Origin of the sequence: Mesorhizobium sp. M1E.F.Ca.ET.063.01.1.1 (assembly GCF_003998155.1) — a bacterium.
Lineage (GTDB): Bacteria > Pseudomonadota > Alphaproteobacteria > Rhizobiales > Rhizobiaceae > Mesorhizobium.
Genome location: NZ_RZSC01000191.1, coordinates 1 through 9,253, shown reverse-complemented (window position 1 = coordinate 9,253; position 9,253 = coordinate 1). Strand labels below are relative to the sequence as shown.

Here is a 9,253-nt window from a genome sequence, read left to right as displayed (position 1 = left end):
GAAGGTCTCCATCATAGGCCCGTCCGGCTCCGGCAAGACCACCGTGCTGCGCATGCTGATGACGCTGGAAACCATCAATGACGGCGTCATCTGGGTGGAAGGCGAGCCTCTCACGCATATGGAGAAGAACGGCAAGCTCGTGCCGGCCGATCTTGCCCATATCCGCCGCGTTCGCGCCAAGATCGGCATGGTCTTCCAGTCGTTCAACCTTTTCCCGCATATGACGGCATTGCAGAACTGCATCGAGGCGCCGATAACGGTTCTCGGCATGAAGCGGGCCGAAGCCGAGGCAAGGGCGGCCGAGCTCCTCAACATGGTCGGCCTGTCGGAGAAGAAGGACCATTATCCCTCGCAGCTCTCCGGCGGCCAGCAGCAGCGCGTCGCGATTGCCCGCGCTTGCGCCATGCGGCCGAAGATCATGCTGTTCGACGAGGTGACCTCGGCGCTCGACCCGGAACTTGTCGGCGAAGTGCTGCAGGTGATAAGGCAGCTCGGCCGTGAGCATGACCTGACCATGCTGATGGTCACCCACCAGATGGGCTTCGCCAAGGAATTTTCAGACCGGGTCTGTTTCTTCTATCAGGGCAAGATCTGCGAACAAGGATCGCCGAGCGAGTTGTTCGGCGCGCCAAAGAATGAGCGGACGCGGCAGTTCCTGCACGCCGTCCTGGAGGCTGGATGACGCTTGACACGGATGCCCCGGCCGCTGCGGTGATCAGTGCTGCTCCACGCCCGCTGTCGGCGCGGGAACGGTTCGAACGCATCTACCTGATCTTGCGCGACCGCATCTGCCTGCTCGACTACCCGCCGGGAAGCCGGCTTTCCGAGGAAGAGCTCGCCCAGGAATTCGAGATCAGCCGCACGCCGGTCCGGCGCGTCCTGGCGCGCCTTGAATCCGAAGGCCTGGTTCAATCCGTCCACGGCGTCGGCACCATCGTCACCGACGTCGATATCGAGGAATTGCAGCAGGTCTATCATCTGCGCCTGGAACTGGCGCTTCTGGTCGGCAAGCTTTCGCCGATTCCGCGCACGGCGGCGGACCTGGATCGGATCCGGGCGCTGATTGCCCGCTGCGATTCCGACATGCTCAATCCGGATCAGCGCGCCTTCCTGCAGCTCAACATGGATTTCTTCACCGAACTGTCCGGCATGACCGGGAACCAGCCGCTGCGCGAGATCAGCGAAAGGCTGTATTTCCAGGTGGCGCGCGTCGTCCTCAAGATGATGCCGCAACTCGGCCTCGTGGAGGAGTTCACCGCGTTCCGGCGTGAAATGGAGGAGGTCCTGGCCGCGGCCGAGATCGGCGACTGGGAATCGATCGGCCACATAAGGCGCGCCCACATCTCCATGAGCTTCCTGCGCATGATGCGCCACGCCGGCGCGGCAAGCGGCCTGGAAGGCTGAGGCGCACAGCCGCAACTTCTTCACTGTCACCTCGGCAGGGCCGCTTGCTCGTAAAGACGAGATGACGACAGCCAGGCTCGAAGGTTTCGCGGGACGGCAACTTCGGCACCTGGAAGTATCTCCTCGCCTGGACTTTGCGCCGGAGCCGCGAATTTTTATATTCAAGTTATCTAAAATCCTCTATAAATGGATCATGCGGGAGAGGGGGGTCTCTGGCATGATCGACTCGGATGTATTCGACTTCGTCGAGCGCTGCAGGAAGCACACGGCGACGGGACCGCTGTTGAGCGATCTGCTCGATACGGTAAAAAATCTTGGATTCGAACATCTTATCTTGAGCGGCGTGCCCTTGGGCGGGCAGAAGCTGGCACCGATGGTGGAATTGAACGGCTGGCCCGAAGGCTGGTTCGAACGCTATGTGGAGGCCGAGCACGCCGCCGTGGATGGCGTCTGCATCTATTCGGCGAAGACGTTGAAGCCGTTCCTGTGGTCTGAAGTTCCCGCCAAGTGGTCCGATACGCAAGCCTCGCGGCGCGTTGCGGGCGAGGCGACGGAATTCGGCATCTGCAGCGGCTTCGCCGTACCGATGCTGAGCGTCCATCACTGGCAGTCCGTGCTGTCATTCGCCTCCTCTCAGAAGCGCTGCAACCTGTCGCCGCGCCAGCAGGTGCAACTGGTCACCATGGCCGTGTACGCCGGCATGGCGATCCAGGCGCTTGCGAACGACGATGAAGACGGTGAAGGTCCGCTGACCGATCGGGAAAAGGAAGTGCTGCTATGGGCCGCGGCTGGCAAGACCTCGTCGGAAACCTCGCAGATCCTCGGCCTGACGGAGCGCACCGTCAAATGGCACGCGACGCGGGCCCGCGAGGCTTTTGGCGTGGCCACCACTACGCAAGCCGTCGTCGAGGCGGTGCGCCGGCGCCTGATCCACCCGTAACTGCGTCAACTGTCCGATCGGACAGGTGACGCACATTAGAACGGCTGCAACTATTCCCCCAAGAACGGTCGGGGGATCGCGCGATGATTACGGCTCATGTCGTCAATGCGCATAACAAGCATCTCTACGAAAACGAATTCGACGAATTTCTGCGCCGCCGGCACGACTTCTTCGTGCATCAGAAACGCTGGCGCCCTCCGAGCCCGGACGGCCGCGAGCTAGACCAGTTCGATACGGACGCGGCGACCTATCTGCTCGGTATCGAAGATGGTCGCGTCGTGACCTCGGCTCGATTGATCCCAACCAGCGAGCCGCACATGGTCTCGGAGGTCTTTCCTCACATGTGCGAGAAATCGGGCGTCCCGAGACGTCCCGACTGGGCCGAATGGACGCGCACCTTCGTCGTTCCCGACAAGCGCTCGACCGGGTTGCGAGGCACGCTGACGCAGCTCTGCTGCGCGGTGATGGAATACGCCCTCGATGAGGGCCTGAGCGCGGTCGGCGGCGTCCAGGAAACCTACTTCATGCCCCACCACGGCGCGCTGAAATGGCATGCCGAGCCGCTGGGCATGGCCAGGGAAGAAAACGGCGAATGGTACATCGTCGCGTATATCGAGGTGAATGAAGCGGCGCTTGCGAGTGTTCAGAAGATACTGGGGATTGAGCATTCGTTGCTGGTGAGAAGGGGGACGCAAGTCCCGTTCGTTGAACAACCGACCTGCCATAACTCGGTTGTTTTGGTTGAGGTATAGTCACTAACGGGAGGTAGTCATGTCAGAAGTTCTAGCTGCTGCCACAATAAAAGAAGGAAAATTGGATACGTACACACCAAACGTAAAATGGGAAAACAATATACTTTCTTTTGAAATTCCGGAAAAATACAAAGGAAAATTTGTTCCAATGGTTTCTCATTGCCATAACGTGCCTTATGTAACGAGCACCCATTGGATCAAGCAGATCGGCCAAGAATACATTGTTGTGATGCAGTCGGCGCAAGATACGAGCGGGCGGGTGTTCCCGCCTACTGATTTTACGGCAGTGATAGTGTCAACTATATAGTTTGGTTGATGCCATTTTAAATGATACTTATGCAAAGCAATAGAGAAGACAAGGGGAAGCAGTCGTCGTTGACGATTGCTGGGAGGGGGTATGACAAGGAAATTCCACAAATCCATCAGTAAGAAGCGAGTTGAAGCGATCATAGAGCGGTTAGCGGGCAATGCGACGCCGCCCACTTTCTCTAAAGATCTCGTGGCTACCATGGCTGTGAAGGCTCCCGCTGGCAAGGGCGAGCCTATCGGCTGTTGCGCCATTGTCGTAAACAGTTCGACCCACCTCAGGCCGACTACCAAAGCGGTCTGCGATCAAATCGAACAGGATTTGAATGGCGCAGGCTCGACACAATGGTTCGCGGATCCTTGTAGGGCCTGGTGATGTTGACGCGCATTGCGATTGCCTCGACAATCTGTGGTTTGGCGTTGGTGGGCTGCGCAAACCCGCGCTTTAGCGTCCCATATACGAAAGCCGGATATCCAGACGCAATCGACATCAACAAGCGTATTCGCTGCGAGTTGGCGACGCTAGTTAGCAAAAAGGATGGTTTCCCGTTCCGACCTGTCTTGCTCCAAGGAAATTATCGGGTCGCCGGCATTCTATCGTTAGGAAGCAAGCTGAGTGCTGGTGTGAAGCCATCACTGGGCTTTCCCGGGGCAGGAAGAGTCACGGGTGGAGTTGTAGATATCGACGTGACCCCCAACGTTACACGCACGATAGAGAGAACGGGGGTGACTTATCTGAACTATTCTCTTTTCGACATTTACAATCACACAGGGGATGCCGGGGCCGATTTTACTTGTCCGAACGCGACCAGCGATCTGGCAGGGAAGTTGGGAATTGCGGAATTGGTGGCAACCTCCCTGCCACTCCCGATTCAGCAAGACGCCGGTGCTCCTGGAGGTCAGTTTGGCGGCACGATTACCTTCACCACGAATGTGGGTGTTACAGGCGGCCCAACCTGGATACTGAAGCACTTCAAGGGTCCTGGCAGCGGCTTTGCAAACGCCTCAAACGAATATACCAACAAACTGACCCTAGCCTTCTTCCAGCAACCGCTTGGCAAGACAAAAGCCGAAACTGAAAGGTTGGTTCGGGCCGAGGCGTTGCAGGTCCTTCAGTCAATCATTGATCAGGACACGTCTCGCCAGCTATCGACGATCATCAACAGCCAGTAATTTAGCCAGATGACGTGTCTTCGAGCCACTCGCTCTCTAAGTCGGCGGGGTGGGCCTCGTGCCAGTTCTGCTGGTTCGGCGCGATGAAGTTATGCAGGCGCTCGGTGAGGCGGGTATTTGGCCGGCAGCTATCCGTGAGACCTGTGATGGTCCAGAGCGATCTACCTAGGCCAGACATCTATATCCCGGACGAGCGGTTTCACACGCTCATCGAGCGGTTGAAGGAAATCAAACGAGGCGGACGATGAGGCCCGCGACAAAGCCATCCAGTTCGCGTTGATGGACATTGGCGGTATCGCATCGGAAAGCTTGCGCGGCTACTATGAATAGCTGCCGTCAAACCCTCGCCGACCGACAGGAAGCCCGCTCGCTACTGGGCGGGCTTCGTTTGCCGAGATCGTCACATAAAGTAGATGTCGCTCTCGCGGTCCATCGGCGCTGCAAAATAATTAGCTTCGGCGGGAGCACCGGAATCTCGCGTTACATCTCGGAAGAATTTTTGGTCGAACCGGCCCCGGCAAAGCGCCATATATCTCATGGCTCTAATTAGTGCTGATCGATCCCAATCGCCGCCACCGTGGCGAGCGCTATAAATGTCTTCCAACTGGTAGAAGGTCGGCGCGATTCCTTGTCCGCCGTCCCAAGCGTCATCGAGGCGCTTGCTAAGCTCCTCCATCATTTCCTTCGTCACGGCAAAATTATCTTCGAACGCCTGATGCCATTGCGCGCCTTCATGAAAGATCGGGTAAACATCGTTGTCCCAGGCATAGACGTAGGCATCATCAATGCGCCGGCCCATTTCTGGATGCAGCGCCATCGACAAAATGTTGAACTTCATTAGCGTGTATTCTTTGGAAGTCACTTCCCCACCTATCAGTAGTGTTGCAGTCGCCGATAGGTGGGTGAAACGGCGGACGTATTCAATGGTGATCGGTGGCTTTGCACCACTTTTTCAAACAACGTCATAGGCGGCCCTTTCTTTTGTGCTTTGCCGCGCCAATGATGCGAATCTGGGAGTGGAGGGGATAGTAGATGGCAATTGTTCGACGCGGCTTCGACGCGATCCGAAGCAGGCTCACCGGCATCGGCTTCCTCAGTATTAGCGCAAGCTGGAACCCGCCAGTCGCACAACGGACAGTGATCTTGCGGCTGTTCAATTTCTTGGAGAACCGGCGCGTCCTCTACGTCCCAATGCATTTCGAAGTTCCGGACCAAGTTGACCAATCCGTGATTCAGATTCGCAATGAGCTTACGCAAATCTTGAACGACCTTCCCGAGGACTCGCCAGCCGCACGGCGCGTCCGGCATCTACGCACCGCCTGCCGGCGCTTTCTGGAGGATGAGCCGCCTGATTACCGAAACATCGCTTATCGCCTTCGCAACGACTTCGACCACGGATCACCGTCACGGTGGCACGCTCACGGCGAGCGCGCGTTGACGCCCGGCTATTTCGTGACGCTAGGGGAGTTGCGGGCAACCTTCGGATTGCAGCTTTCGGCGCTCGCGGCCGAATTCGAGATAGACGTGGAGGAAGACCTTGCGTCGATTTTTCCAGTTGCCCTGGACCCGCGAGGCGAAGAGTGAACAAAGGGCTTCTGAAGGCTGAAATTCTCCGCCAGATAAAAAACTCGCGGAAGAGGATGGTTCGCCTCCCGGCCGCGCACGATTTCAGAACGCCACCGGTATCAAACACCACGAGTGGCGCGGGCTGATTTGGAGGACATGGAGCGACGCCTTAGAGGAAGCCGGCTTCGCTCCAAAGAACTTCACCGGCCGGATTGACGCAGATGTGGTCCTAACCGCCGTCATTGGCCTAGCCCGCCGGTTGAAACGATTTCCGAATTCGTCCGACCTGCTTTTTGAAGGCTCTAACAATCCAGAGTTTCCAAATGCCAAGACCATCATGCAGCGCTGGAAAATGACGGAACTGGCGGATGCGGTTCGAACACTGTCAGAGAGGCTCGGCGACAGCGAGACGACTGCATACAGCGACGACTATCTCGCAATCGCTCGCTCAAAGGCGCCCGTCGAAGAGGATGAGACGGCAGCGAACGAAAGCGTCGGCTATGTCTACATGATCCGCTACGGCAAGGATTTCAAAATTGGCCGGACTTCATCTTTGACCCGGCGTTCTCGCCAGATTCAAATCGAGTTGCCGGAATCTACAGACCTTGTGCATTCTATCTTGACTGATGACCCGGCTGGAATCGAAGCCTATTGGCATCGTCGCTTCGCCAGCTATCGAGGAAGCGGCGAGTGGTTCCGATTGCCGAAGCATGAGGTTGCCGCGTTTAAGAAGTGGACCAAGATTCTCTAATGCCTAGCGACAGATTGTGCGCCTCACGAGTAATCCCTTGCCACGTATTGCGCCGCGAACTCCGCTTCCAGCCGCTTGTCGTCTTCCCGTGACATCGGCGAGGGGTTTGCCCTATCCCATGCCCGCAAGCGAGCATTTGCGGCTTTCATCGCCTTGAAGAGATCGCTGTTCGATAAGTCATCGGCCCCTGTTTCCTGTCTGAACGCCCTAAATGCTTCCGACCGTCGCGTTGACCACCCCGCATATGCCGGATGATTTGCGAGCCGATATTCCTGCAACGCTTGCTCGCGGTGTTCGGCGGCGCGCCTTTCCCATGGAGCGGGCTTGCCCTTCTTGCCGGGATTGTTGCTCATGATGTGTCCCCGCGATGTATCACTTAGCATTCTCTAATAAGAGCTAAGTATCTGATTTTATCGCAAAAAGTAAGGATGGCTGGGGAACCTGGATTCGAACCAGGACTAACGGAGTCAGAGTCCGTGGGTCTACCGTTAACCTATTCCCCAGCAGGCGCGGTTGGTTTCGCGCGAAGCGGGCGGCTCATGCGCCGCGAGCGCTGCCTTGTAGCCGCCGCCGGAAAATAGTCAACCCCGCACGGCGTTTCAATCGCAGCCTTTTTCTCGTTCGCTCACCGGAGCGCTTGAGAAGGCTCAGCCTTCGCCGCGGCTGTATTGCGAATGCTCGAAGAACAGCACCACGCCGAGCCCTATCAAGAGCGGGATGATCAGGTAGAACAGGCGGAACACCAGGAGGGCGGCCAGCACGCCGACCGGGTCCATGTGCGACAGACCGGCCAGGAAGACGATCTCGAAGACGCCAAGCGCACCCGGCGCATGCGACAGCAACCCCACCGAGAACGACACCATGAACACGCCGAGCACGACGAAATAGCCGGGATTGCCGGCCGCCGGCAGGGCAAAGTAGATGATCGCCGCGGCCGCCAGCAGCTCGACCGGGCCGATCAGCAATTGCCGCGCCACGATCGGCAGCGCCGGGTAATGCACCTGGAAGCTGCCGATCTTGAGCGGCCTCAGATGCAGCCAGCTGCAGAACACATAAACGCCGACCAGGATCAGCATGACGAGGCCGGCGGCCGCTGCCAGTTCGTGGTGCGGGGTCGTGGTGAAACGATCGACGATCTGCGGTTCCAGCACCAGCACGAGGCCGCCGACAAGCAGGCTGGAGAGCACGAAGGTGATCCAGCAGATCGCCACCAGAACGCCGACATCCTGGCCGGTCAGGCCTCTCGTGCCATAGGCGCGGTAGCGGATCACCGCGCCCGACAGCACCGAGCCGCCGATATTGTGCGACAGCGCATAGGTGGTGAAGGAGCAAAGCGTGACGAACAGCCACGAGACTCGTCTGCCGATATGAAGCAGCGCGATGTGGTCGTAGCCGGCGAGCGAGGCATAGGCGACGACCGAGCTCAGCGCCGCAAACATCCAGGCGCGCGGGGCGATGGCGACGATGCCGGCCCAGACGTCGTCGATCGAGATGCCGCGCAGCTCGTGGATGAGCAGCCAAAGTGAGAACACCACGGCCGCTATGCCGATGATCGGCCAGAAATAGCGCCCCCAGTTCATGGCGTCGTCGTCATGCGATCAAGCTCATTGATATGATGTTGCCCAGTACCCTTTTCCAACCCTCATTTGAGACATGCCTGATTGAAGCCGGCTATTCAACCGGCAAGAGATTGCCCCGGCGTGACGCCGCCAAAAATCAGGCCGCGCGCTCTTGGTGATTGCGGATCGCGCTGCTAGTCTGTCCTCAACTTGAAACAAATCGAGGTGCCTGCTGCGTCCTTCGGGTTCGCGCGGCGCCGAAAGGAATTGCAGTGGAAGACACGATACCGGCGCGGGCGCGTCGGCAGTGGGCATGTCCGGGGCATCGCCGGCGGAGTCGGCCGCCCCGTCCGCTGGGCGGTTCAGCCGTCATGCTGGCGCGCATGCCAGACATGTCGACCAAAGACATGCCGACAATCAAGGCGAGAACCAGAAGGGCAAGACGCGCAAGCGCCGCAAGCGCAGGCGCGGTCGCAAGGTGTTCGCGCGCGACGAGAATGGCGCCATACCGGTGTCGGCACCCGCCGCCAATCCCGTCAGCCATCCAACGCAGCCCGCGGCGGCAACGTCGCAGCCGCCGGTTTCGAACGTGCAGCGGCGGCCGCAGCAGGAGCTGCCGGTGTTCGCCGCGCTCGATCTCGGCACCAACAATTGCCGGCTGCTTGTCGCGGTGCCCGGCCGGCACGGCCAGTTCCGCGTCATCGATGCCTTCTCGCGGATCGTCAGGTTGGGCGAGGGGCTCTCCGCCAGTGGGCGGCTCGGCCGGGCCGCCATGGACCGCGCCGTCGAGGCGTTGAAAATC

The 9,253-nt window shown here is 58.8% G+C and carries 11 protein-coding genes, 1 tRNA gene and 1 pseudogene; 9 read left to right on the top strand and 4 right to left on the bottom strand.

Translation table 11 applies throughout. The features are described from left to right. The 6 genes from ehuA to EOA29_RS15715 form a co-directional block, all read left to right on the top strand. Window positions 1-682 (top strand): ectoine/hydroxyectoine ABC transporter ATP-binding protein EhuA (ehuA, locus tag EOA29_RS15745; RefSeq protein WP_127221113.1); only part of this gene is annotated, 682 nt, incomplete at its 5' end. Continuing rightward, on the top strand, window positions 679-1,404 hold the full coding sequence (locus EOA29_RS15740; protein ID WP_126094283.1) for a GntR family transcriptional regulator: 726 nt from the start codon (window positions 679-681) through the stop codon (window positions 1,402-1,404). The genes ehuA and EOA29_RS15740, both read left to right, overlap by 4 nt. A gap of 217 nt (window positions 1,405-1,621) precedes the next feature. Further along, window positions 1,622-2,344 (top strand): LuxR family transcriptional regulator, encoded by a 723-nt coding sequence (locus EOA29_RS15735; protein ID WP_126094282.1) that lies wholly within the window; start codon window positions 1,622-1,624, stop codon window positions 2,342-2,344. Between the two features lie 83 nt (window positions 2,345-2,427). Further along, complete coding sequence (locus EOA29_RS15730) at window positions 2,428-3,096, top strand: acyl-homoserine-lactone synthase (RefSeq protein ID WP_126094281.1); 669 nt, start codon at window positions 2,428-2,430, stop codon at window positions 3,094-3,096. A 19-nt stretch (window positions 3,097-3,115) separates the two neighbouring features. Next, on the top strand, window positions 3,116-3,403 hold the full coding sequence (locus tag EOA29_RS15725; RefSeq protein ID WP_126094280.1) for a hypothetical protein: 288 nt from the start codon (window positions 3,116-3,118) through the stop codon (window positions 3,401-3,403). 374 nt (window positions 3,404-3,777) lie between these two features. Beyond that, on the top strand, window positions 3,778-4,575 hold the full coding sequence (locus tag EOA29_RS15715; RefSeq protein ID WP_126094278.1) for a hypothetical protein: 798 nt from the start codon (window positions 3,778-3,780) through the stop codon (window positions 4,573-4,575). A 400-nt stretch (window positions 4,576-4,975) separates the two neighbouring features. Here the strand turns inward: EOA29_RS15715 and EOA29_RS15710 are convergent, their stop codons facing one another. After that, complete coding sequence (locus EOA29_RS15710; RefSeq protein WP_126094277.1) at window positions 4,976-5,413, bottom strand: hypothetical protein; 438 nt, start codon at window positions 5,411-5,413, stop codon at window positions 4,976-4,978. A 194-nt stretch (window positions 5,414-5,607) separates the two neighbouring features. On the opposite strand from EOA29_RS15710, the gene EOA29_RS15705 reads away from it, so the two are divergent. Continuing rightward, window positions 5,608-6,159: a DUF6650 family protein gene (locus tag EOA29_RS15705; protein WP_126094276.1), complete on the top strand. Its 552-nt coding sequence runs from the start codon at window positions 5,608-5,610 to the stop codon at window positions 6,157-6,159. 241 nt (window positions 6,160-6,400) lie between these two features. Then, entirely contained in the window at window positions 6,401-6,892 is a 492-nt protein-coding gene (locus tag EOA29_RS15700; RefSeq protein ID WP_189478906.1) for a GIY-YIG nuclease family protein, read from the top strand. 23 nt (window positions 6,893-6,915) lie between these two features. Here the strand turns inward: EOA29_RS15700 and EOA29_RS15695 are convergent, their stop codons facing one another. From EOA29_RS15695 to EOA29_RS15685, 3 genes are all read right to left on the bottom strand, one after another. Beyond that, window positions 6,916-7,245: a hypothetical protein gene (locus tag EOA29_RS15695; protein ID WP_126094274.1), complete on the bottom strand. Its 330-nt coding sequence runs from the start codon at window positions 7,243-7,245 to the stop codon at window positions 6,916-6,918. A 76-nt stretch (window positions 7,246-7,321) separates the two neighbouring features. Next, window positions 7,322-7,395 (bottom strand) — tRNA-Gln (locus EOA29_RS15690). 144 nt (window positions 7,396-7,539) lie between these two features. Beyond that, window positions 7,540-8,472 carry a YbhN family protein gene (locus EOA29_RS15685; RefSeq protein ID WP_126094273.1) on the bottom strand — a complete coding sequence of 311 codons (933 nt, stop codon included), beginning with the start codon at window positions 8,470-8,472 and terminating at the stop codon, window positions 7,540-7,542. A 292-nt stretch (window positions 8,473-8,764) separates the two neighbouring features. On the opposite strand from EOA29_RS15685, the pseudogene EOA29_RS15680 reads away from it, so the two are divergent. After that, window positions 8,765-9,253, top strand: a pseudogene (locus EOA29_RS15680) (Ppx/GppA family phosphatase); the annotation flags it as partial.

Bases quoted from the DNA above. Each gene is read 5' to 3' on its own strand.
- EOA29_RS15695 (WP_126094274.1), bottom strand. From the start codon at position 7,245: ATGAGCAACAATCCCGGCAAGAAGGGCAAGCCCGCTCCATGGGAAAGG.
- EOA29_RS15735 (WP_126094282.1), top strand. From the start codon at position 1,622: ATGATCGACTCGGATGTATTCGACTTCGTCGAGCGCTGCAGGAAGCAC.
- EOA29_RS15705 (WP_126094276.1), top strand. From the start codon at position 5,608: ATGGCAATTGTTCGACGCGGCTTCGACGCGATCCGAAGCAGGCTCACC.
- EOA29_RS15710 (WP_126094277.1), bottom strand. From the start codon at position 5,413: ATGAAGTTCAACATTTTGTCGATGGCGCTGCATCCAGAAATGGGCCGG.
- EOA29_RS15715 (WP_126094278.1), top strand. From the start codon at position 3,778: ATGTTGACGCGCATTGCGATTGCCTCGACAATCTGTGGTTTGGCGTTG.
- EOA29_RS15740 (WP_126094283.1), top strand. From the start codon at position 679: ATGACGCTTGACACGGATGCCCCGGCCGCTGCGGTGATCAGTGCTGCT.
- EOA29_RS15730 (WP_126094281.1), top strand. From the start codon at position 2,428: ATGATTACGGCTCATGTCGTCAATGCGCATAACAAGCATCTCTACGAA.
- EOA29_RS15725 (WP_126094280.1), top strand. From the start codon at position 3,116: ATGTCAGAAGTTCTAGCTGCTGCCACAATAAAAGAAGGAAAATTGGAT.
- EOA29_RS15685 (WP_126094273.1), bottom strand. From the start codon at position 8,472: ATGAACTGGGGGCGCTATTTCTGGCCGATCATCGGCATAGCGGCCGTG.